At 30.4% G+C, this 24331-nt stretch carries 20 protein-coding genes; 18 read left to right on the top strand and 2 right to left on the bottom strand.

The window, feature by feature from the left end:
- Positions 1-14: 14 nt before the first annotated feature.
- Entirely contained in the window at positions 15-1559 is a 1545-nt protein-coding gene (locus AANAER_RS07975) for a SulP family inorganic anion transporter (protein ID WP_129081736.1), read from the bottom strand.
- A 107-nt stretch (positions 1560-1666) separates the two neighbouring features.
- On the opposite strand from AANAER_RS07975, the gene AANAER_RS07970 reads away from it, so the two are divergent.
- The 3 genes from AANAER_RS07970 to AANAER_RS07960 are packed head-to-tail and all read left to right on the top strand — an operon-like array spanning position 1667 to position 4259.
- A complete protein-coding gene (locus AANAER_RS07970; RefSeq protein ID WP_129081735.1) occupies positions 1667-2782 on the top strand; it encodes a GGDEF domain-containing protein in 1116 nt (371 codons plus the stop codon).
- Position 2783: 1 nt separating this feature from the next.
- Positions 2784-3338, top strand: a complete 555-nt coding sequence (locus AANAER_RS07965; RefSeq protein WP_044414746.1) for a CDP-alcohol phosphatidyltransferase family protein — start codon at positions 2784-2786, stop codon at positions 3336-3338.
- Entirely contained in the window at positions 3339-4259 is a 921-nt protein-coding gene (locus AANAER_RS07960) for a Ppx/GppA phosphatase family protein (RefSeq protein ID WP_129081734.1), read from the top strand.
- Here the strand turns inward: AANAER_RS07960 and AANAER_RS07955 are convergent.
- Positions 4248-5051 carry a flagellin gene (locus tag AANAER_RS07955; protein ID WP_129081733.1) on the bottom strand — a complete coding sequence of 268 codons (804 nt, stop codon included), beginning with the start codon at positions 5049-5051 and terminating at the stop codon, positions 4248-4250. The two genes, AANAER_RS07960 and AANAER_RS07955, sit on opposite strands and share 12 nt — an antisense overlap.
- A 142-nt stretch (positions 5052-5193) precedes the next feature.
- Between AANAER_RS07955 and AANAER_RS07950 the strand changes: the two genes are divergently transcribed.
- From AANAER_RS07950 to purD, 15 genes are all read left to right on the top strand, one after another.
- A complete protein-coding gene (locus AANAER_RS07950) occupies positions 5194-6888 on the top strand; it encodes an acetolactate synthase large subunit (RefSeq protein WP_044414752.1) in 1695 nt (564 codons plus the stop codon).
- On the top strand, positions 6881-7378 hold the full coding sequence (gene ilvN / locus AANAER_RS07945) for an acetolactate synthase small subunit (protein WP_044414754.1): 498 nt from the start codon (positions 6881-6883) through the stop codon (positions 7376-7378). Before AANAER_RS07950 ends, ilvN begins: the two co-directional genes overlap by 8 nt.
- Positions 7379-7415: 37 nt before the next feature.
- The gene (gene lpxD / locus AANAER_RS07940) at positions 7416-8363 is read left to right on the top strand and encodes a UDP-3-O-(3-hydroxymyristoyl)glucosamine N-acyltransferase (RefSeq protein WP_129081732.1); all 948 of its coding nucleotides are present in this window, start codon (positions 7416-7418) and stop codon (positions 8361-8363) included.
- Between the two features lie 48 nt (positions 8364-8411).
- Complete coding sequence (locus tag AANAER_RS07935; protein ID WP_407646607.1) at positions 8412-10601, top strand: DNA translocase FtsK; 2190 nt, start codon at positions 8412-8414, stop codon at positions 10599-10601.
- Positions 10602-10667: 66 nt separating this feature from the next.
- The gene (locus AANAER_RS07930) at positions 10668-11351 is read left to right on the top strand and encodes a response regulator transcription factor (RefSeq protein ID WP_129081730.1); all 684 of its coding nucleotides are present in this window, start codon (positions 10668-10670) and stop codon (positions 11349-11351) included.
- A complete protein-coding gene (locus AANAER_RS07925; RefSeq protein WP_218937435.1) occupies positions 11344-12633 on the top strand; it encodes an ArsS family sensor histidine kinase in 1290 nt (429 codons plus the stop codon). The genes AANAER_RS07930 and AANAER_RS07925 overlap by 8 nt, the downstream gene beginning before the upstream one ends.
- A gap of 100 nt (positions 12634-12733) precedes the next feature.
- Positions 12734-13492 (top strand): flagellar hook assembly protein FlgD, encoded by a 759-nt coding sequence (locus AANAER_RS07920; RefSeq protein WP_129081729.1) that lies wholly within the window; start codon positions 12734-12736, stop codon positions 13490-13492.
- Positions 13493-13602: 110 nt separating this feature from the next.
- Entirely contained in the window at positions 13603-15633 is a 2031-nt protein-coding gene (locus tag AANAER_RS07915; protein ID WP_129081728.1) for a flagellar hook-basal body complex protein, read from the top strand.
- Positions 15634-15655: 22 nt separating this feature from the next.
- Complete coding sequence (gene flgL, locus AANAER_RS07910) at positions 15656-16783, top strand: flagellar hook-associated protein FlgL (protein WP_129081727.1); 1128 nt, start codon at positions 15656-15658, stop codon at positions 16781-16783.
- 105 nt (positions 16784-16888) lie between these two features.
- Positions 16889-18496 carry a flagellar hook-associated protein FlgK gene (locus tag AANAER_RS07905; protein WP_129081726.1) on the top strand — a complete coding sequence of 536 codons (1608 nt, stop codon included), beginning with the start codon at positions 16889-16891 and terminating at the stop codon, positions 18494-18496.
- 70 nt (positions 18497-18566) lie between these two features.
- Positions 18567-19907: a flagellar filament capping protein FliD gene (fliD, locus tag AANAER_RS07900; protein WP_164969339.1), complete on the top strand. Its 1341-nt coding sequence runs from the start codon at positions 18567-18569 to the stop codon at positions 19905-19907.
- 212 nt (positions 19908-20119) lie between these two features.
- A complete protein-coding gene (gene hpf, locus AANAER_RS07895; RefSeq protein ID WP_044414768.1) occupies positions 20120-20662 on the top strand; it encodes a ribosome hibernation-promoting factor, HPF/YfiA family in 543 nt (180 codons plus the stop codon).
- Positions 20663-20737: 75 nt separating this feature from the next.
- On the top strand, positions 20738-22168 hold the full coding sequence (gene der, locus AANAER_RS07890) for a ribosome biogenesis GTPase Der (protein WP_129081724.1): 1431 nt from the start codon (positions 20738-20740) through the stop codon (positions 22166-22168).
- 5 nt (positions 22169-22173) lie between these two features.
- On the top strand, positions 22174-22809 hold the full coding sequence (locus tag AANAER_RS07885; protein WP_129081723.1) for a uroporphyrinogen-III synthase: 636 nt from the start codon (positions 22174-22176) through the stop codon (positions 22807-22809).
- 248 nt (positions 22810-23057) lie between these two features.
- On the top strand, positions 23058-24326 hold the full coding sequence (gene purD, locus AANAER_RS07880) for a phosphoribosylamine--glycine ligase (RefSeq protein WP_129081722.1): 1269 nt from the start codon (positions 23058-23060) through the stop codon (positions 24324-24326).
- Positions 24327-24331 lie beyond the last annotated feature (5 nt).

The following is a 24331-nucleotide window of genomic DNA, read 5'->3' as shown; positions in this document are numbered from 1 at the left end:
AGTAAAGAAAAGTATTAATAATTTATAGCAACTTTATAGTTAGGATCATCCTCTTCATATGTACAATAAGGACCTGCAGCTTTTAATATTTTTTTGCAATCTTCACTTAAATGCCGTATTACCAGTTTTTTACCGGCTTTTGCATACTTTTTAGTAATTGTATCAACTGCTTCAACTCCCGATATATCCATAACTCTTGCATCTTTAAAATCAAGTACGATATTTTCAGGATCATGTTTTATATCAAAAAGTTCAAAAAATGATGTTGTTGAACCAAAGAAAAGAGGACCGTCAAACTCATATACTTTTGTATTTTCATTTTCTCTTTTTGTTCTTGTTCTAACTTTTGAATGTTTCCATGCAAAAACCAAAGCAGAGATTATAATACCAGTAATAACGGCTATAGCAAGGTCTGCAAAGATTGTAATTACTGTTACTGCAATAAGAACAAATCTATCTGAGTTTGGCATATATCTTATTCTGTTACCGCTTTCCCACTCAAAAGTTCCAATAGATACCATAAACATAATACCTACTAATACAGCAACAGGAATTAAAGAGATAAAAGATGAGAGTGAAACAACAAAAGATATTAATAGTATGGATGCCGTAAGAGAAGAGAGTCTTCCCCAACCGCCGTTAGAAAAGTTGATAATTGACTGTCCAATCATAGCGCAGCCTGCCATTCCTCCAAAAAAACCGCAAGTTACGTTACCTGTTCCTTGGGCTATACACTCTTGATTTCCGCTTCCCCTTTTTCCTCCCATTTCATCCAAAACAGAAAGAGTAAGCAGTGATTCTATTAAACCTACAAGAGCGACTAATACGGCATAAGGTAAAACAATTAATAAAGAATCAAAAGTCAGATGAAAAGATGGAATAGCAAAACTAGGAAGATTTCCTGAAATATTTGCCAAATCTCCTACTCTTTTGGTATCTAAATCCAAACTAATTACCACAGAAGAAATTACAATAATCGCAACAAGTCCTGAGGGAATAGAAGTTGAAATTTTCGGGAAGAACTTGACTATAACCATAGTTGATGCAACAAGAAGATACATTATCCAACTTTCACCTTTAAAAAGTGGAAATTGAGCCATCGCAATAACAATTGCCAAACCGTTTACAAAACCGTACATAGCAGGTTGAGGGACAAGTCTGATTAGTTTTCCTAACTTAAAAACACCGATTAATATTTGTATTATTCCGGCTAAAATGGTAGTTAAAAGTATATATTGCAAGATATATGTAGATAATTCTCCGCTTTGGGTTAGTTGGGTCAACATTTCAGGAGATAAAGACTCTTTTACTTTAAGCCCTAGTCCTACTAATACAACTGCAATTGCACCTGTTGCTCCGCTTATCATTCCTGCTTTTCCACCGATTAGTGAAGTAATAAGACCTAAAATGAATGCCGTATATAATCCAACCAAAGGAGAAACTCCTGCAATAATAGAAAAAGCAATAGCTTCTGGAACTAAAGCTACGGCAACAACAATTCCCGAGAGAATATCACTTTTTGCCGAACGCCCTACAAATGTATCTTTTATATTTATCAAAACTTATCCTTACGTAAATAAAGCCGCGATTTTAGCCAAAAAAGAATTTAAAGCAGGTTAAGCTATTCATAATAAAAGTTGTTAGAATTTTGGGTATAATGCCCTTTATGAAAAAAGAGTTTTATAAAAGTGTTGGTTTCAAACTTAGTATATTAACTATTATTATCCTTCTTTCATTATTTACATCTGCTTTTATGTTTAATTCTCAAATAGACAAGATGAAAAAAAGAATTGATTATATCTATTTTGGAAACTATATCCCTGTATTAAAACTGCATACTTTGGATGATTTGTACGAAGATTTAATAGTATGTATGAAAAAAAATAAAAAATGTAATAAGTCTCCTTTTTTTAAAAAAATCAAAAAAGAGTGGAACTACTACAATAACTCTTATAAAGCCGATGAAGAGAGAAAAGTCGTAGATTCTGTAAATAAAGATATACAAAAATCTTTAAGCAGTAAAGCTAAAATCTCCACATATAAAGATATCTTGAAAAAAATAGATTTTTTAAAAGAGCATGAAAAAAAAGTTGCATATAAAAAAAGAAGAGAGTTTTTAAAAGAGTACTCTTCCATGAAAAATTATCTTTTTTATAACATGATAATTTTGCTTTTTGTCTCTTTTATTTTTATCTCTTTAATCATCTATTCAATAATAAAAAAAGATAATCAATTAAAAATATTAACAAAAAAATATAAGTTAGAGTCTATTACAGACGGAATGACAAAACTTTACAACAGAAAATATTTTGATAAAATTTTTGATAATATGCCTTTTATTTCAAATGCAAATAATTGGGAAAGTGCATTTGTTATTTTAGATATAGATTTTTTCAAACAATATAACGATACTTACGGTCATGACATGGGAGATATAACATTAAAAAGTGTTGCAAATTCACTTCAAAGTTATTTTAACAGAGAGTATGAATATGTTTTTAGATTAGGCGGCGAAGAGTTCGGAGTAATTCTTTTTGATATTGATGAAGAGATATTAAAACAGTGCTTAGCAGATGTTAATAAAAATATCGAATCATTAAATATTGAGCATAAAAATAGTAAGATTTCAAACGTTGTTACAATCTCAATTGGTGCGGTAATATATGAAGCCAATACTTATATATCGTGTAATAGATTATATAAGATGGCTGACGAGTCGCTTTACCGTTCAAAAGAGAATGGACGAAATCAATATACAATTTATAACGAAGAGGTAAAATAGAATGTTTTTATTCAATAAAAGTAGTCATTTTAATTTGGCGAATATGGCTACATTTTTTAATATTACATCAGGATTGATGGCAATATATTATCTAACCCACGGGAATTTTTTAGCGAGTGCACTTTTTGCTTGGCTTGCGGGAGGTTTTGATATAGTTGACGGTAAAATTGCGAGGAAATATAATCTTTCAACAGAATTTGGGATACAATTAGACTCATTTGCAGACTTTTTGTCTTTTGTTATTGTTCCTACCATGTTTATATTTTTTGCAGTAATTGACGGCAAAGAGCTTACTTTATTTACCCCTTTAGTAGCCCTTGCTTTTATTTATTATGTTATTGCCGGATTAAGAAGATTAATACAGTTTAATATAAATGCGCAAGAAGGCGAAGTAGAAAAATATTTTACAGGTGTTCCTACTCCGATGGGAGCTATACTTTTATGGTGTGTTTATCTTATATGGCTTACAGGAATTATAAATGAGTATGTTGTTTTAATCTCTATGATAATAATAGGATTTTTATTAAATTCAAAAGTAAAAATAAAACATTTTTAAATGAATAATATCACTACTATTGATTTAGGTTCTAACTCCTTTAGAGTCCTGATATATGATTGTTTAAAAAATAAAATTTTAGATGAGTACAATGAAGTTGTAGGAATGGCAGACGGGCTTAATACTACAGGTATAATATCTCAAGCTGCCCAAGACAGAGTTATCTTAGCAGTAGAAAAATCAATTTCCAAATTAAAATATAATCCTGAAAATGCAATTTGCGTAACAACTGCCGCAATGAGAATGGCTAAAAACAGTCAAGAAGTTTTGAAAAATTTTAAAGATAAAGTAAAAATAGATTTCAAAATTATTAATGGAGAAGAGGAAGCACGACTTACTCTTTTAGCTGTAAAATATGCTTTAAAAAGAGAGAAAATAGACTCTTCTAAATTTATTCTTTTAGATATAGGGGGTGGTTCTACAGAAATTATCGTAAATAATTTTGATAATTTTAGTTCAAGAAGTTTTAATTTCGGGATTGTTACTTTAACTCAAAGATATTTAAAAAAAGAGCAACTGCTTTTTCAGTTAGAAGAGTATAAAAAAGAGATTAAAAAATTTTTAGATAGTTTAAAAATTGATTTAGATGAGTATACTTTTGTAGCAACGGCAGGAACTCCTACAACCGTTGCAGCAGTAAAATTAGGACAAGATTTTTTCCATTATGATAAAGAGAAAGTAAACGGAACAACTGTTAATTTAGATGATTTAATCGACTGCTTGAAGATTTTTAATAACAGTGATAACCAAACCGTAGCAAAACTTGTTGGAAAAGGAAGAGTAGAGTTTATTGAAGTTGGAATTTATATATACAGAGCAATCTTCGAAGTTCTACAAAAAAAAGAATCTATTGTTTTAGATGATGGATTAAGAGAGGGAGTGGCTGTGGATTACTGCATAAAAAAAGGTTTATGTAAGTAGTCTTACACTCTGCTCTTGAACGATATTTGCTTGTGACGCTGCCAAATATCCTGAATTTGAATTGATATTTGATTTTGAAAATTCAGTCACTTCTTTAGAAAAATTATAATTTCTGTTTTTACTGTTCTGATTGGATAAATTAATTTGTTCTTCTATTGAGTTTTTTGCCGCAGTTTCAAGATTATTATTTAATTCTTCAAATTGAGATTGTATATTTCCCAAGTCATTTAATCCTCTTTCTACACTATCAAGGCTCTTTTGTATATCTTCTTGATTATTTAAATCACTCTTTTTTATTGTTTGCGAAACAGAAGAAGCAATAAGTGGAGTATTTGGTTTTTCTATTGAAAAATATGCATCTTTTGTAGATATTTCAATTGTTAGATTCTCTTCAAAATCATCCAGTGAAATTAGCTGTTCTTTGTTATATCTTGTATTATATGCCTCTTCTTTAAAAGTCTGAAGCTGTGCATTAATACTATTTTTTACTTGGTTATTATTTTCATATAAATCGGCATTGTTATCTATTTGGGTGAGCATATTTTGAATATTTTTTAAAGACTCTTCTTCTTTTGCCAATCCTTTTTGAGCCGTTTTTGAAATACCGATACCTTGATTAAAAGCTTGTAAAGAGTTTGATAGTTCATCTCTTTTTTGATTATATTCATTTATTGAAAGGTTTAGAAATTCATCATTATTTTGAATATTTGATGCTTGATTGGGTTTAGCAATTTGAGGATTGGATAAATTATTTAAAGAACCAACACTATTTTTTATGCTATTTACATCCATCTAAATCCTTTGTTATTTTATAAAATTGTACAGAAGTTATCATTAATTTAAAATAAACTTAAAAGTTATACTCTACGATGTTAAAGATAGTATTAATGACAATTTTAGTATAATCTCTGACTAATTTATAACAGGAGAGACAATGAAAATAACTGGCGCAAAAATGGTTACAGAATCATTAAAAGAGGAAGGGGTAGATGTAGTTTTTGGTTACCCTGGCGGCGCTATTATGAATGTCTACGATGAAATCTATAAACAGAGTTTTTTTCAACATATTTTAACTAGACACGAACAAGCTGCAATCCATGCCGCAGAAGGGTATGCAAAATCTACGGGGAGAGTAGGGGTTGCAATAGTAACTTCAGGTCCCGGGTTTACAAATGCAGTAACGGGTTTAGCTGATGCTTATATGGATTCGGTTCCATTAGTTGTTATCTCTGGACAAGTTCCGACAACAATTATAGGGACAGATGGCTTTCAAGAAATTGATGCAGTAGGTATTTCAAGACCTTGTACAAAACATAATTATTTAGTAAAAGATATAAAAGATTTACCTAGGGTTATAAAAGAGGCATTTCATATAGCAAACACGGGAAGACCTGGTCCTGTACATATTGATATTCCTAAAGATGTAACAGCAGAAGTTGCAGATTTTAAATATCCGAAAGAGGTTAATTTACCGACGTACAAACCGACAGTCAATTACAATAAAAGACAATTAAAAAAAGCAATGGATGCAATTGCAAAATCTAAAAAACCGCTTTTTTATGTCGGTGGGGGAGCAATCTTATCAAATTGTGCATATGAAATCAGAAAACTAGCAGAAATGACGAATATTCCTGTAGTTGAAACTTTGATGGCAAGAGGAGTAATGGGAGAAAACCATGACTTGCTAATCGGAATGTTGGGAATGCACGGTGAATTTGCAGCAAATATGGCAGCTCATGATACAGACTGTTTAATCTCTCTTGGTGCAAGATTTGATGACAGAGTTACGGGTAGATTAGATGAATTTGCAAAAAAAGCAAAAGTAGTTCATATTGATATCGATCCAACTTCAATTGCAAAATTGGTTCATACAAATTACCCGATTGTAGGAGATTTGAAAGTTACAGTTGAAGGGATGATTGAATCAGGTAAAAAAATGGAGTTTAATGATTATAGAAACTGGGTATCTTTATTAAAAGATTATAAAGAAAAAGAGCCTTTAAGATATAACGATTCCGACTCTTTTATTAAACCTCAATGGGTAATCCAAAAAGTAGGAGAGACTTTAGGTAGTAAGGCTATTATTACAACAGATGTAGGGCAACATCAAATGTGGACGGCACAATTCTATCCTTTCTCTTTCCCTAGACAATGGAATACTTCTGGAGGTTTGGGAACGATGGGATACGGACTTCCTGCTGCAATGGGTGTTGCTAGAGGAAATAAAGACAAAGTATCAATAAACTTTACAGGGGATGGTTCGATTTTAATGAATATTCAAGAACTTATGACTTGTGTTGAATTTGATTTACCTGTTATTAATATCGTTTTAAACAATAACTATTTAGGAATGGTTAGACAGTGGCAAACACTTTTTTATGAAAATAGAATTTCTCAGACTGATCTTTCTATGCAACCTGATTTTAAAATGTTGGCAGAAGCTTTTGGAGGTATCGGTTATAGAGTTACTACAAAAGCAGAGTTTGAAGCGGCATTAAAAGATGCAATTGAAAAGAAAAAACCTGCAATGATTGATGTTGTTGTTGCAAGAGATGAAATAGTATTACCGATGGTGCCGAATGGACATGCACTAAATGAAATGACGCTTATAGGAGATAGCAATGAATAATTTTAACCACTATTACGATACTCAAATTACAAGACAGGTTATCTCTGTAATTGTCATAAACGAACATAATGTTTTATCTAGAATTGTGGGACTCTTTTCTGCTAGAGGGTATAATATTGACTCTTTGACCGTTGCTCCAATCTCCGGAAGCGAATATTCAAGAATGACGATTGTAACAACCGGGGATAAAAGAATTATTGATCAAATTGTTAAACAATTAAATAAATTAATTCCCGTATTAAAAGTAAACGAACATCAAAATGTTATAGAAAAAGAGACTGTTTTAATAAAATTTCCGATAGATCAACCTATAAGTGATATTGACGTTCTTGCAAGAGCTTATAACGGTCATATTCAAAATGTAACAGATGATGCTATAGTTATTTCAGCAACTGATGCTCCAAGTAGAATTGCTAATTTTACAAATATTATGAGTAAATTTAAACCGCTTGAAGTCGTAAAAAGCGGTGTTGTAGCAATGGAAAGATAGGAGTCTTACTCTTATTTTTCTTTTTTAAGGATATAGATTGAAACTTAATGAGATAGCAAAAGCTTTAAATTTAGAGTGTGAAAGTGAAGTTGAGATTTCAGGACTAAATTCTCTTCTTGATTCAAATGAAAATGAATTATCTTTTTTAGAAAATAAAAAATATGCACATGATTTGGAAAAAACAAAAGCAGCAGCTGTTTTTGTTAAAAAAGAGGTAGCCTTAAAAGTACCTGAAAACTGTATAGCGTTGATTTGCGATGAGCCTTATTTGACCTTAGCTTATGCTTCAAAACTTTTTGCACCTAAATTAATTGAAACTAAAGGAAGTGATTGTATTGTCAAAGATAATACGATAATAATGGATAATGTTCATTTAGGTAAGAATTCGACAATAGGTGAAAACTGTACTATTATGTCAGGTGTTTTTATAGGAGATAATGTTCAAATAGGAGATAATACGGTTATTTATCCGAATGTTTCAATATATAGAGACTGTAAAGTAGGAAATAATTGTATTATTCATGCAGGAACCGTAATTGGAAGCGACGGTTTTGGTTTTGCACACACAAAAGATGGAAAATATATCAAAATATATCAAAACGGTAACGTAGTTATTGGAAATGATGTGGAAATAGGAGCAAATTGTTCTATAGATAGAGCTGTATTTAAATCAACTATTCTATCCGACAGAGTAAGACTTGATAATTTAATTCATATAGCACATAACTGTAAATTAGGAGAAGGATGTATCCTTACGGGACAAGTTGGACTTTCAGGATCTACAACTTTACATGAATATGTTATTATGGGTGGACAAAGTGCAACGGCAGGACACTTGGAAATTGCTGCTTTTACTACAATAGCGGCACGTGGAGGAGTTACCAAATCTATTACGACTCCTAAAAAACAATGGGCTGGATTCCCTCTTTTTGAGCATAGACAGTGGCTTAAACTACAAGGGAAAATTGCAAAATTATTAAAATAAGGGTTTATCATCGTTAAAAAAATTTTATCCTCAATTTTTCTTTTTATTATTGTTTATTTTGAGTATGCCACATTTGTCAGTGATAAGATAAGTGTAGGTAAAATAGGATCTGTTTTTGCCTCTTACTCTCACTTATATTTTGGATTTTTATCTTATATTTATCTTTTACTCTTTTTATATCCTTTATATATAATAAATATCAAAAAAGAGTTTGATATAAAAGAGTTTAGTATAAAAAGTTCTTCTGTTTTTTTACTTTTAATCTCTTTGCTTGTTTTCCAATCTCTTATTGTGCAAAAAGGTGTATATTCAGGAGAAGTAGGAAATTTTATCGTCTCTTCGATGTTCCCTTTTATAGGTAATGTAGGACTTTGGATTTTTGTATTTATAGGTCTTATAATTTCTTTAATGATACTGCTTGATGGTGCGGATATTAAAATTGATGCAAAAAAAATAGTACCTAACTTTAAAAGAGTTGACACTTCCGTGAAACCTAAAAGAATTGAGAATAAAAGAAAAGAGAAAAGAGAAAAAAGAGTCAAAAAAAGTGATGAAAACAGAGTTAGTGTAAAAAACAGCGGAGATATTGCCGAAATAATAATAGAAGAGGAAGAAGAGAGTTCTATTGCCAATATAGAAGTAGATGATTTGAATATTATATCTTTAGATCAAGATAACAGTGAAAGAAGAGAAAAAAGAGAAGAGAATAAAGACAGTGAGATAGAAGAGATTATAGACGTTGAACAACCTCATGCTTTGATTGTTGAAGAGTTAGAAGAGAATAAAAAATTATTAGATGAAATAGAATTGGGAAAAACAGAAAAACCAAAAGATTTTTTATTACCTTCAACAAAGTTTTTTCAAACTCCTCCAAAAGAGAAAAAATCAAAAGTTTCAGAAGCTCAAATAGATAAAAAAATTGAAGATCTTTTAGAAAAACTTTTAATGTTTAAGATTGAAGGTGATGTTGTAAGAACTTATACAGGTCCTGTTGTAACAACTTTTGAGTTTAAACCTGCACCCAATGTAAAAGTATCTAAAATTTTAAATCTGCAAGATGATTTGGCAATGGCTTTAAAAGCCCAAACAATAAGAATTCAAGCTCCAATCCCGGGGAAAGACGTTGTGGGTATAGAAGTTCCAAATGATGATATGCAAACTATTTATATAAAAGAACTATTAGAGAGTGAAATTTTTCAAAATGCAAAATCTCCTTTAACTATGATTTTAGGAAAAGATATTGTAGGAAAACCTTTTGTAACTGATCTTAAAAAGCTTCCTCATTTACTAATTGCAGGAACAACAGGTTCAGGTAAATCAGTGGGGATAAATGCAATGATTTTATCACTGCTTTATAAAAACTCTCCGGATAATTTAAAACTTGTAATGATTGATCCTAAAATGCTTGAATTCTCTATGTATAACGATATTCCTCATCTTTTAACTCCTGTTATTACCAAACCTACTGATGCAATAAATGCTTTAGCTAATATGGTTTCAGAAATGGAAAGACGATATACTTTAATGTCAAAAACAAAAACTAAAAATATTGAGAGTTATAACGAAAAAGCCAAAAAAGAAGGCTTTGAATCTATTCCTTATATTGTTGTCGTAATTGATGAGTTAGCAGATTTAATGATGACAAGCGGAAAAGATGTAGAACTTTCAATTGCAAGATTGGCACAAATGGCAAGAGCTTCTGGAATACACTTAATTGTAGCAACACAAAGACCTTCAGTTGACGTTGTAACAGGACTTATTAAAGCCAATCTTCCAAGTAGATTATCTTATAAAGTAGGGCAAAAAGTAGATTCTAAGATTATTCTTGACTCTTTAGGTGCAGAGTCTTTATTAGGTCGTGGAGATATGCTGTTTACACCTCCTGGAACTTCCGGGCTTGTTCGTCTTCATGCACCGTGGTCTAAAGAGACGGAAATAGAGAGTGTAGTTGATTTCTTGAAAGATCAAAGAGAAGTAGAGTATGATATGAATTTTGTAAAAGATAAAGGAGAATCTTCTCTTAACGGCTCTTCAAACTCTCTTGAAATAGGAGAATTAGATGAATTATATGAAGATGCAAAACAAGTTGTTTTGACGGATAGAAAAACATCTATCTCTTATATTCAAAGAAAACTTCGAATAGGGTATAATAGAGCAGCAACTATTGTAGAACAACTTGAACAAACGGGAGTTTTATCCGAAGCTAATGCAAAAGGGAACAGGGAGATACTTATTTAATTATTTCTCAATGTTACCCTTTATTTACTCTGGTTTATTAAAATTATTTCTATAAAAGGATTTTTATTGATAGAAATATTAATGATTGAAGATGATTTAGAATTAGCTGAAATTTTAATAAGTTATTTAGAGCAATATAATATAAAAATAACAAACTATGACTCTCCTGAACTTGCTATATCCGCTTTAAGATTAAAAAAATACGATTTAATTATTTTAGATTTGTCTTTACCTGAGATAGACGGTATAGAAGTATGTAAAATGATTAGAAAAGATTATGATACTCCAATTATAATCTCCAGCGCAAGGTCAAATTTAGGAGATAAAATTGCGTGTTTTAGCGTTGGTGCAGATGATTTTATGCCTAAACCTTACGACACGCAGGAATTGATTTTTAGAATAAAATCAATTTTAAGAAGATGTAATTTTAATGTTTCGAAAAAAGAAGAAGAGTCAAAAAAAACTATCTTTACTCTAGATGAAGAGAAAATGGAAATATCAAAAGAAGAAGAGAAACTAACTCTTACAAATGCAGAGTATCATATTTTAGCCTATCTAATAAAAAAAGCAGGATTTGTAGTCTCAAGAGAAGAGTTACTTTCTAATGTAGATTCTATTAAATATGAGAGCAGTTATAAAAGTATTGATGTTTTAATAGGCAGGGTAAGAAATAAAATAGAAAAAAATTCAAGAAAACCCAAATATATTTTGTCTATAAGAGGAGTCGGTTATAAATTGGTTAATGAGTAAAAAGAGTTCCATTATATTTCAAATTACCCTTTTCTTCTCTTTGATGTTTATATTAATAAACTCTTTAATTTATATTCAATTTACTTTTGATTATAAAAGTTATCAGGCTTTAATGTTAAAAAGATATTTGTCTGTAATAAAAATTGTTGATAAAGATTTAAGAACAGGTATAGAAAAATCTCAAATAAATGAAAAAATTTCGAGTTTTAATATTAAACTTGCAGATATTACTATTGAAAATTTATTATCACAAAAACCGATAAAAATTGATTTTGACGAAGATGACATTATAAGTTTATATAAAAAAAACAAAAGACTCTATATCTATTTTAATCCAAAGCCGATGCATAATAATAAATTTATGCCTCCTAAATTTGATTTTAATGTGAATTTCAATGAAAAAATAGTTCCCCCTACACCTCCCAAAATTTTGTTACTTGATCTATCAAACGAAAACAAAGGTAAATTTTTTTGGTTGTTTGTTCTATTTTTTATTGATTTAGCTCTGATTTGGTTTTTTTATTTCTTATATAAAAAGTTAAAACCTTTAATAAAATTAAAGAATGAAATAAATAAATTCTCTGAAGGAAACTTGGATATTGATACAAGTGCAAAAGGTGAAGATGAAATTTCTCAAGTCTCTAATGAATTTAATAATGCAATTAAAAAAATCAGAGACTTAAACAGTTCACGGAAACTCTTTTTAAGAAATATTTTACATGAATTAAAAACACCTATTACAAAAGGGAAACTAATATCAGATACTTTAGACAGTAGCAAAAGAAAAGATATTTTGCAAAGAGCTTTTTTAAGATTAGAGTATTTGCTTGAAGAGTTTGTAAAACTCGAAGAGTTAACTTCAGGACAGATAGAGTTAGATAAAAAAGAGTATAGAGTCGTCGATTTAATAGATCAAGCTTTGGATATTTTATTAGTTGACCGAGAAAAAATAGAGATATATTCAAACCCTACAAAGATAAATGTTGATTATGAACTTTTTGCTATTTCCCTTAAAAACCTAATAGATAATGCTATGAAGTATAATAGTAAAGGGAAACCTGAAATAGTTATAAAAGAGGATTGTTTAATAATCAAAAACCATGGAAAACCTCTTAAAAAAACTTTTGAAGAGTATCTTCAGCCTTTTAATAGAGAGTATGAATCAATTGATAAAGGTCTAGGTTTAGGTTTATATATTACTGATAGTATTATCAAACATCATGGATTTAACCTTTTTTATTATTATAGTAACGATTATCATATTTTTAAAATTCAATTTTAGCTTTTTTGTTACTTTTTATTTACTTTTGGGTAATATAATTGATAATAGCGTTATATTTTAATTATATGATATTAAAATTAGAAAAGAAAAGGAGTTACCCATGTCAACTACTTCAACAGATGGTGTTACAACTAGTAGTGGAACTGATGCTTACGGTAATACATATACCACATCAGTTAGTAAAGAGGGATTACAAAGTGAAGATTTTATTCAACTAATGTTAACGGAATTATCTTTACAAGATCCTACAAACCCTGTGGACTCTTCATCTATGCTTGATTCTCAGATGAGATTATCTACACTTGAAGCAAATATGGCTACTGTTGATGCGATGGAGTCTTTTAGTGAATCTTTTCAACAAAGTGCACTTTCCAATGCAGCTTCACTAATAGGCAATATTGTTGAGAACGGTGAAATAGATGATCAAGGAAATCCAAAACAATATCAAATAGCTTCTGTAGAAGGAAGTGACGGAGATATATATTTAACTGCTCATCAAATAACAGGTTTTTACGATATATACTCTTTTGAAGAGACTTCAAGTGTTTCTGATAGTTTGGATTCGGCAAATGAAGATGATACTTTAACGATAACAGATGCAAACGGTGATGCCCATGAAGTAAGCACTTATGGGAAAACTTATGAAGAGGTTGCACAAGAATTAAATGCAATGGACGGTATTACCGCAAATATGGTAGAAAACAGTGATGGTAATTATCAATTATCAGTTTATGTGAGTGGAGGAGGAAGTTCTATCTCTTCAACAGGAATAGATCTTGGGTATACAACAAATAGTATTACCACTTACGCAGAAGAAGCTGAGAATTTACCTTACACAAATATTACGAAAATATATTAGGTAAAATGAGTTAAATAAGGAGAACTTCCTTTTTACTCTAATTTTGATATAATAAAAGAATATGCAAATTTATTTTTAGATAGATTTGAATTAATAATAAAGGATTTAAAATGATTGGTGCATTATGGACTGGAATTTCAGGATTATCAGCATCTCAGGCTGCATTAGATAATGAGTCTAACAATATAGCAAATGTTAATACAATTGGATATAAAGCATCAAGAGTATCATTTGCAGATATGATGTATCAAGATAGTATCGGTAAAGGTGCTACAGTAACAAATGCAGAAAAGCAGTATACACAAGGAGGAATGAATAGTACAGGTTCCTCTTATGACTTAGCTTTATACGGAGACGGTTTTTTTGTAGTATCAAATATAAACCCCACAGGAACTTCCGAAACTTATTATACAAGAGCAGGAAATCTTAGAATGGGTGAGAACGGAACCTTACAAGATGCAAACGGATATGAAGTTCAAGGATGGGCCATGAGTGCTTTAGATCCTACAAGTGATGTAGAAAGTACAAATGACAACTGGACTTATTTTAATGATAACTTTACTGAAATAGCGGGAAATCAGATTATTAAATTTTCAAACAGAGTAGAGACTTATGCAGCAAAAATTACAGATTATGCAACAAGTTCAAGAAGTGATGCATCTGAATTAACAGGTTCGGGAATAAAATCACAATCATCAAAAATCTCAGATATTGAAGCCTTAATTGAAAATTATACAGCAGCATTGGAAAATTATGCAGAAAACCCGGATGCAGTTTCATCTCCTTCAATTGCTCAATCAACAGTAATAGATTTTCCAAGCGGTGCAAGTAGTATTATGGATGGAGAACGTGATCAAGTTTTTGTTTATATAGGTGGAGATAAAGTTTGGGCAGATTATCAAAATACTACGGCGAGCACAGATTTTATAGCTGAAGTTAATGCTTCGGGGTATACGGTTACAGACCTTGATGGAAGCGGTAGTGTTGATCAAGGAGATTATGATATTTTAGCAAGTAGAGTAGCTACATATAAGGCTCTGGCAGATGAAATCTCCGATATTACGGGTTTAAATGCTTATACAGTTGATAGTTCAAATAATCCGTCTACTTCTTTTATTGATGTAATTGAAGGTTCAATTAAAATTGATTCTATAATTCCGGGTAAAGAGTTTACTTTAGGAGATGTTGTTGAAGTTTCAGGAAGTACAGAAGTAGAAGGAACAAAAACAACAATAACTGAATCTGTTGAGGGGACAGGAAGAGGTGCTGTTGAAACAGCAATGGAAGCATTAAAAGATGCTGTTGCCGGTAAACAATATGATGCATATGGAGAAGATGATATTGTTTCTGATGATGATGGAACGCCAATAACTTGGGATGACGGTAGTACAGGAACAGGAGATACAATATCTTTTACTATTGCAATAAACGGTATTAATCAAACGGTTACCACTACTGCCGGGACTGCAGGTACACCTGTAAGTTATTCAGAGGCAATTACTGATATCATATCTCAGATTAATACAGACCCTGATTTAAGTTTATTAGTTGAAGCTAAAAACGTAAATGGAGAATTGGTAATACAATCAAAAACAACAGGGGAAGAGTTCTCGGGTATTATTGAGTATACTGATGCTTCAGCAGCAACAACATATACAAAAGAGAAGAATCTTGAACTTAGTGGAAATACAGGTGCAGGTGCTGAATTTATGCAAATTGTTTCAACAGTAGATCAAGAAACTTCAAAAACATCGCTTCAGTTAAAACTTGACTCTTTAGGTTTAACAGATTCATATCTCGGTGAGTTTTCAGTTGATGAATCAGGACTTATTACAATGACACAAGATGGTGTAGATTATGTTGTAGGACAAATTGCAATTGCGCAATTTGCAAATAATATCGGACTTGAAGCTGTAGGAGATAATTTATTAAAAGAGACTACAGAAAGCGGTAAAGCAATATATACAACAAATAATGATAATTCAACAATAATTGAAAGTAAAACTTTAGAACTTAGTACAGCAGATTTAAGTGAGAGTTTAGTAAATCTTATGGTATTTCAAAGAGCTTTTGAAGCAAATTCAAAATCTATTACCACAGCAGATCAATTACTTACAACTCTAATACAATTGAAAAACTAAAAGTAAATAATAGGAGTTAGTTATGATTAAATCTCTTGATGCAATAACTTATAATCTTTCTATTTTAGATGAAAGAAACCATAAAGTAAATACTGCTTTAAGTACGAAAGAGGCATTGGAGTATGGAAGTGATGACTCAATAAAGTATAGTTATATTATAAGTCTTCAAGGAGATATAAATAGCTACTCTTCCATACAAGATAATATTACTCTTAGCAAAGCTTTTAATAGTAGCAGTGATAGTGCACTAAAAGAGGCAAAAGATGTGACAGATGAAATTATTGCCAAGTTGATTGAAGCAAATACTGATACAACAGCAGATGAAGATAGAGAAGTAATTGCGACGGAACTTGAAGATTCTAAAAATGTTCTGTTATCATTAGCAAATACAAAAGTAAATGGACAATATTTATTTTCAGGAATTAATACAGATACTAAACCTTTTGTTACAGATAGTGTTACAGGACAAACATCTTATCAAAGTGATAATTCAACAAAAACTTTAAATGTGGAAAAAGCTACTTATGTCTCTCAAGGTGTAAATGGAATAGATGCCTTTTATTATGAAAATGCAGCAGTAGGAAGTACAGATACTTTTACTTTTTCGGCAAATGAAAAAATTTTAGATCCTGAAGGCAATGAATGGCAGCTTATAGATAGCGGTGGCGGTGTTTATGAACTATATTTAAATGGTGATACATCATCAACTCCTATTTCAGTAACTGATAATGGGGATGGAACATTTACGGCGACAAACTCTACTTCTTCAACACTTAGTGTACAACACTCTATTTTTGATGCTTTAGATGAAGTTATAGCTGCTTTGAAACTGCAAGATACAGATGGAAATACAATTAGTAGTGCTGCGGCAAGAGATCTTATCTCAACTGGAATCGATAATATAAAATCGGCTTATGATTCTCAAAATATTGCCCATTCAACAGTTGGTAGTAGAACTGCTGCTATTAATACATATAACGATGTTGTATCTTCTAAGCTAACAAATTTAAAAAGTTTGGAAGAGGAGTATGCAGGAGCTGATTTAACTGCATTGGCAATTGAATCAAAAGCATTGGAAAATACATATACGGCACTTTATTCTACTATTAATAGAATGAATAATATGTCTTTGGTTAACTTTTTAAGTTAAATAATATAAAAGGATTACATATGATAATTTTTATAAAAGTAAAAAGTTGTTTTTTAAAAAAAACTAATAAAACATATGTAATTAAAATACTTTAAAGGATTCATTATGATGGATTCATTATATACTGCTCAAACTGGATTAAAAGTATCTAGATATTCAGTAGATGTTACTTCTAACAATATAGCTAATGAAAATACTGTAGGGTACAAAAAAAGAATTGTACAAACAAGTGAAATGGACAGTCTTGAAAATAATTTGGGGAATGGGGTCTCTTTTGACGGAGTAAAAAGAAGTACAAACCTGTACTTTTATGATCAAATATTGACTCAAAACAGTATTTCAAGTTATTATTCACAGCAAAATACCATTTTAAGTAATGCTGAAATGTTATTTCAAGAAACGGAAGATAGTGGAGTCTCTGTTACTCTGAATAATTTTTTCTCATCAATTGAAAGTTTAAGAGGGGATCCTACTTCTTCTGTTTATAAAAATGATATTGAATCAAATGCTCAAATGTTAGTTTCAGGAATACAATCAATATATTCGGATTTAGAAGAGTTACAAGAAAATAGTTTAACTTCGTTGAAAGATCAAGTTGATGAAGTAAATTCAATACTAAAAGAGATTACTTATATAAACAAAAAACTTCGACAAAATGGAGAAACTAACGATCTTTTAGATAAAAGAGATTTATTGGAAAAGAAGTTATCAAGTTATGCCGATGTTGATGTAAATACCGATAATGACAATTATAAATTAACTATGGCAGGTGAAACTGTAATTTTTAATAATACAAACTTAAGTGAATTAAGTGTTGATGAAGAGTATATCCAACAAAAAGATATCTATACAACTACAGATTTAAATGATTCAAGCATAACAAGCGGAGATACAATCAATATAACTTTAAATAATGATATTTCTATAAGTGTAACTGCAAATACTGCAGGTGGTTCTGATTATGATGTAAAACAGCAAATTGTTGATGCAATAAATAATAGTTCTGAATTTAGTTCAGTAGAGGCTTATTTAGATACAACTAATAATTTAGTAATAAGATCAGTTGAAGGTGGAGAAGATTCTGCTTTTGATATAAAAATTGATGTTAACGGTACAGTTATGGAAAAAAGTGATGTCTCTGTTGAAGCAGCAAATAATATTTCAGTTTCCGTATATAATGAAAAATTAGATTTCGCTTCAGGTTCTTTAAAATCGTTAACCGAAGAGTTAACAACCGAAACATCGGAAATATCTTCTTATAAAAAGTCTTTAGATGATTTTGCAAAAGCATTAGTAGAGTCTTTTGCCGAAAAAAGCGGTAGTACAACAATGTTTAAAGGTGCAAGCGTTAATACCTTGGAATTTATTAACGGAAGTGTTTTTTCTTTAACCAATAGTGATTTAGAATCCCTCTCTGAAATACAATGGGATGAGAGTATAAATATTGATTCAAATAGTAGTGAAACTACATCTTTTAGAGAGTTTTATGAAGATTTATTAGTTACTGTCTCTTCAAATGTTGAAGATAATGCTTTTAAACAAGATGCTCAAGATGCAGTCTTAAATTCTCTTCAAAATACTTATGATAATTTAACAAAAGTAGACGGCGATCAAGAACAAGTTAATCTTCTTAAATATCAAGCTGCATATACTGCAAATGCAAAAGTTATAACAGCAGTTGATGAAATGTTAGATACATTATTAAATATGTAAATTATTATTGTTTAATCTAAATTTAAGAAATGGTATGAAATAATTCATTATAAACCTTAAAGGATAAATGATGGCTCAAGGAATATTAGGACTAGGAAGTTCAGGAAGTGTTGATTTAAATCAAGACTTAATCGATCAGCTTAAAGAAGCAGAATCAACTGCATATATAGATCCTATTTCTGGGGATATAGAAGATACTCAAGCAGAAATTGAGGCAACAGATGAAGTTGCCACTAAAATATCAGAACTTTTAGATATTATGGAAAGTTTTGATTTATATACATCTGGAACTAATGTTTTTGATGAAGTGTCAGCAACAGCTTCTGGTACTTCTGTGAGTTTTGCCGCGTCTGATACTAGTAATATAAATCCTGGAACAATCTCTGTTACGGTTGATCAATTAGCTCAAAAAGATGTTTATCAATCTGATATAATAACAGATAAAACAGCTGCAATAGGAGCTGGAACATTGACGATTTCAGTCGATGGTACAGATTATGATTTTGATACAACCGATATGACTTATGAAGATTTAGTTACTCAATTAAATTATAACTCTAAATTGGATGCTTCTATTGAACAAGTAGGAGATGATTCATATAGACTTATTTTAAAAAGTACGGAAACAGGTCTGTCTAACTCAATTTCGATTACTCAAGATATAGCTAGTTTAAATTTATCAGATGCAACAAATCATGTAGTAGAAGCTCAAAATATGAAAGCAACTATAGACGGGACTGATTATGATTTGTCTTCAAATAAACTTACTTTGCAAAGCGGTTTATCAATAACGGCAGTAGAACAAGGAACTTCTTCAATTTCAATAGCAAGAGACGATACTTTAATTGTTGATCAAATAACCCAAATGGCTACAGCTTATAATGAATTAGTAGATTTAGTAGATTCATATACTATAGGTGATGAAGACAATGCAGCTGTAATTTCTGATTCAAGTACTTTAAGATCAATTATGAGTGATATAAAAAGTATGTTTTATGACTCATATGGATTAGAAGATGAAGAGAATGCTTTTGTTTATGGAATATCATTTAATAAAAACGGACAAATGGAAGTAGATACAGCTGAATTATCTGATGCCGTTACAAATAATTACGACGATTTAAAAGAGTTATTTGTAGGATATGCCGAAAAAGAGGGGATCGGTACAAGATTAAGTTCATATTTAGATGATTTAGATAGTTTAGACGGAACGTTAACGTCATTTCAAGATAAACTTTCTGATAAATTAAGTGATTTAAATGATAATCTTGAAGATGAAACAGATAGAATTGATACAAAATATCAACAACTAGCCGACCAGTTTGCTCAATATACCGTTATTATCTCTCAAATGGAGAATTCATTTAAATCTCTACAATTAATAATGGATATGGAAACTTCTAGTAATTAGTAAAAATTAAAAAAAGTTATACGATTTCATAAAAATCAAGTTATGAAAAGTATAACTTTGATAAAAATATTGAATCTCTAAATACACTATTAAAAAAACTTACCAATTATTAATTATTTTTAACTTTTTCTGTCGTAATTTTATTACCATGACTATTTATTAATCATTAGTATGCTAAAATTAATATATTATATAAGTAAAAGGAGTATGTTATGAATACAAGTATTGTAGGAAGACACATAGAATTAACTGACGCTATTAAAGATTATGTAAATAGCTCAATCGAAATTTTTAAAAAATATAATTTAGATATTATATCTGTTGGTGCAATTATTTCACAAGAAGAGAAAAACGGAAGAAAAGCCTTTACATTTGAATTTACTTTAAATATTGCTCATTTAGACACTGTTGTTGTAAAACAAAAAGATAAAGATTTATATGCAGCTATTGATATAGCAGTAGATAGAGTTTCAAAAGTTTTAAGAAGACATCATGATAAAATTACCGGGCATAAAGCTACAAAACTAAGTGAATTTGAAGCAAATGGAGTTGAAGATGAAGTTGCAGCAGAACTTGAAAAATTCGAAAACGAAATTATCCCTGTGAAAATGGCTTCTTATAAACCAATTGACATTGAAGAAGCACTTGACAGTTTAAAATCAGGTGATGATGTATTTAAAGTATTCTATGACAAAGATGACAATCTAAGAGTACTATATAAAACAAAAGAAGAAGGAAAATTTGGATTGTATTAATAATATACCCAAACTCTTTAAAGGTATTAGTCTTTTGGCTAATGCCTTTTTTATTTTATAAAGGATAATGATTTAATGAATAATAAGCTAAAAAAAATTGCACTGATTGGTCAACCAAATGTGGGGAAATCTTCACTTTTTAACAGAATTGCAAAAAAAAGAATTGCTATAGTTTCTGATTTGGCGGGAACTACAAGAGATATTAGAAAACATGAAGTTGAGATTCTTGATAAAGATGCAATTATGCTTGATACAGGTGGAATTGATGAAACAAATGATGAAATTTTTTCTAATGTAAAAAGAAAAGCAGTAGAGTGTGCAAAAGAGGCTGATATAATACTTTTTATGGTAGATGGTAAAAAAATACCCGATGATAAAGATAAAGAACTATTTTATGAGCTTCAAACTCTTAATAAAAAGCTGGCATTAGTTGTTAATAAAATTGATAATGATAAAGAGCTGGAAAGATTATGGTCTTTTTATGAGTTCGGAATAGATGAAGAGAACTTATTTGGTATATCTGTTTCACATAATAGAGGAACAAAAAGACTTTTTGAATGGATAGCAGATCAATTACCTCCAAGAGAAGAAGAAAATCAATTGCTGTTAAAAGAAGATGAAGATGATTTCCTAGAAGAGTTTTTAAATCCAACTGAAGATATAAACAAACAAATAGATTATGAGGATAATAATGAAGTCAGGGTTGCAATTATAGGAAGAGTAAATGTCGGTAAATCTTCTATATTAAATGCTCTTGTAGGAGAAGAGCGTTCTGTTGTCTCTTCTGTTGCAGGAACTACTATTGATCCTGTAGATGAATCTTTTGAATATAAAGATAAAAAAATCACTTTTGTCGATACGGCAGGTCTTAGAAGAAGAGGGCGAATTGAAGGAATTGAAAGATTTGCATTAATGAGAACGGAAGAGATGCTTGAAAAAGCAAATCTAGCTTTAGTTGTGCTTGATGCTTCTAAAGAGTTGGTTGATTTAGATGAAAAAATTGCGGGACTTGTTGATAAATATGGTTTAGGAACTATAATCGTGTTAAATAAATGGGATGAAAATGCTGATACTTTTCAAAAATTAGAAGAAAAAGTAAGAAGTAAATTCAAGTTTCTATATTATGCTCCAATTATTGCAGTTTCTGCAAAAACAGGAAGAAGCATAGATAGATTAAAAGATAAAATTGTAGAAATCTATGATAACTATTCACAAAGGATTCCTACTTCTGTTTTAAACAAAGTAATTGAAACAGCAACAATAAGACACGCTTTGCCAAGTCCTGCGGGAAATTATCTTAGAATATATTATACAACACAGTTTGAGACAAAACCTCCAAGAATTGCTCTAATTATGAATAAACCTAAATTCCTTCATTTCTCTTATAAAAGATATTTGATTAACTTTTTAAGAGAAAATATAAATTTTGAAGGAACGCCTATTCATCTTGTTGCCAGAAAAAAAGGTGAAAGAGATATTGATGAAGAAGAGATAGAAGAGTTTTAATTTAAATGCCTAAAATATATCTTCTTAATAATCAAAAATTTGACAATGTCGAAAATATTGAAATTTTTAAAATAGAGTATCTTAATGTACAAATTGATTTATCAAAATACGATGCTTTGGTTTTTACTTCTAAAAACGCCGTATACTCTTTATCAAACATAACCTCAAAATGGAAAGATATTCCCTCTTTTTCAATCGCACAAAAAACTTCTAAAATTATAGAAGAAGAGGGTGGAAAAATTGAGTTTACAGGTTCAAGCGGTCATGGAAATGATTTTGCAAAAGAGCTTATTCCTGTGTTAAAAAATAGAAAAGCTTTATACATAAGAGCGCAAAAAGTTGTTTCAAATTTAGTTCAAACTCTTAAAGAAGCAAATATTTCAATAGATGAAGTAATAACATACAAAACCGTATGTAATGAGAAAATTAATACAAATATAGAAGATTTCTCAACAATTATTTTTACATCACCTTCTAGTGTAAAATGTTTTTTCAAAAAATATAGTTGGAATGATAGTTTAAAAGCAATAGCTATAGGTCAAACAACGGCAAAATATCTTCCAAATTATGTTAAATTTAAGCTAAGCAAAGAAACTTCGGTAGAAGAGTGTATAAAACTTGCTATGGTGGATAATTTTTAATGTTTAATTCAAAGATAATTAGTTAAAATTATATATATCTAAGTAGTACGGGATTTCCATTGTTGAGGGTCCGATACTTTAATTTTGCGGGTAATTGTAATTTATGCGGTGTGAAGCGTTTACAATTTTTGTATTTCTGCTCCTAAAGCATAATTCTTACCTGCTATCGTTGGCTTTTAGGGCCATTTTGATGGTTAACGACTACTTGGATACATTATTTATTTTATTACTTTTTTAAGGAAAATCTAGTGAACATTTTAATACTTGGTAGTGGCGGACGAGAATATTCTATTGGTTTGGCTATATCAAAAGAGCAAGAAAATCATAATTTATACTTTATGCCTGGAAATGGTGCAACTGAAAATTTAGGGAAAAATATTAATATAAAAGATTATAATGAGTTAGCACAATGGGCAAAATCAAATTCAATAGATTTAACAATAGTCGGACCTGAAGCTCCCCTTGTAGATGGTGTTGTTGATATTTTTAAAGCAAATGACTTAACTGTTTTTGGACCGAGTCGTGCTGCTGCACAACTTGAAGGTTCAAAAGTATATATGAAAAATATATTAAAAAAATATAATATACCAACAGCAGCGTTTATTGAAACATCAAGTAAAGAAGAAGCATACAATTTTATAGATACCATGAAAGAGCCTATTGTTGTAAAAGCCGACGGTTTATGTGCCGGAAAAGGTGTAATAATAGCTCAAACAAAAGATGAGGCAAAAAAAGCAGTTTTAGATATGTTAAGCGGTGAATCTTTTGGTAAAGCAGGAACTTCTGTAGTAATAGAAGAGTATTTAGATGGATATGAATTATCAATATTTGCAATTTGTGACGGTAAAAATTACAAAATTCTTCCTGCTGCCCAAGACCATAAAAGAGTAGGGGACGGTGATACAGGACCAAATACAGGAGGAATGGGTGCATATGCTCCGACACCTCTTGTAAATGATGAAATTTATAAAAAGGTTGAAGAAAAAGTAATTAAACCCACTTTAGAAGGAATGCAAAAAGAGAATGCACCTTTTGAAGGAGTTCTTTTTATAGGAGTAATGGTTGTAGACAATGAACCTATTATTTTGGAGTATAATGTCAGATTCGGTGACCCTGAGTGTGAAATTCTGATGCCTCTTTTAGAAACGCCTGTTTCTGAACTTTTTTATAAAGGGGCTACTAAACAACTTGATAAACTAGATATAAAAATAAAAGATGAGTATGCCGTTGCAGTAGTTATGGCTAGTGAAAATTATCCTTACGGCTCTTCGAAACCTGCTGAAATTATAGTTGATGATATAATTGATGAGGAGATATTAAATAATACTCATATCTCTTATGCCGGAGTTTCTAAAGAAAACGACAAACTTTTTGCAACAGGAGGACGAGTTCTTCTTTGCATAGGATTTGGAGATAGTATAAAACAAGCAAGAGACAGAGCATACAAACTTTGTGGACAAGTTCATTTTGCCGGGAAAAAATGTAGAACAGATATTGCATATCAAGCTTTGAAATAAGTAGT

Origin of the sequence: Halarcobacter anaerophilus (genome assembly GCF_006459125.1) — a bacterium.
In the GTDB taxonomy this organism is placed as follows: Bacteria; Campylobacterota; Campylobacteria; order Campylobacterales; family Arcobacteraceae; genus Halarcobacter; species Halarcobacter anaerophilus.
This window is presented reverse-complemented; position numbering and strand designations above follow the sequence as displayed.

Bases quoted from the DNA above. Each gene is read 5' to 3' on its own strand.
- AANAER_RS07970 (WP_129081735.1), top strand. From the start codon at position 1,667: ATGAAAAAAGAGTTTTATAAAAGTGTTGGTTTCAAACTTAGTATATTA.
- AANAER_RS07965 (WP_044414746.1), top strand. From the start codon at position 2,784: ATGTTTTTATTCAATAAAAGTAGTCATTTTAATTTGGCGAATATGGCT.
- AANAER_RS07960 (WP_129081734.1), top strand. From the start codon at position 3,339: ATGAATAATATCACTACTATTGATTTAGGTTCTAACTCCTTTAGAGTC.
- AANAER_RS07955 (WP_129081733.1), bottom strand. From the start codon at position 5,051: ATGGATGTAAATAGCATAAAAAATAGTGTTGGTTCTTTAAATAATTTA.
- AANAER_RS07950 (WP_044414752.1), top strand. From the start codon at position 5,194: ATGAAAATAACTGGCGCAAAAATGGTTACAGAATCATTAAAAGAGGAA.
- ilvN (WP_044414754.1), top strand. From the start codon at position 6,881: ATGAATAATTTTAACCACTATTACGATACTCAAATTACAAGACAGGTT.
- AANAER_RS07925 (WP_218937435.1), top strand. From the start codon at position 11,344: ATGAGTAAAAAGAGTTCCATTATATTTCAAATTACCCTTTTCTTCTCT.
- AANAER_RS07920 (WP_129081729.1), top strand. From the start codon at position 12,734: ATGTCAACTACTTCAACAGATGGTGTTACAACTAGTAGTGGAACTGAT.
- AANAER_RS07915 (WP_129081728.1), top strand. From the start codon at position 13,603: ATGATTGGTGCATTATGGACTGGAATTTCAGGATTATCAGCATCTCAG.
- flgL (WP_129081727.1), top strand. From the start codon at position 15,656: ATGATTAAATCTCTTGATGCAATAACTTATAATCTTTCTATTTTAGAT.
- AANAER_RS07905 (WP_129081726.1), top strand. From the start codon at position 16,889: ATGATGGATTCATTATATACTGCTCAAACTGGATTAAAAGTATCTAGA.
- fliD (WP_164969339.1), top strand. From the start codon at position 18,567: ATGGCTCAAGGAATATTAGGACTAGGAAGTTCAGGAAGTGTTGATTTA.
- hpf (WP_044414768.1), top strand. From the start codon at position 20,120: ATGAATACAAGTATTGTAGGAAGACACATAGAATTAACTGACGCTATT.
- der (WP_129081724.1), top strand. From the start codon at position 20,738: ATGAATAATAAGCTAAAAAAAATTGCACTGATTGGTCAACCAAATGTG.
- AANAER_RS07885 (WP_129081723.1), top strand. From the start codon at position 22,174: ATGCCTAAAATATATCTTCTTAATAATCAAAAATTTGACAATGTCGAA.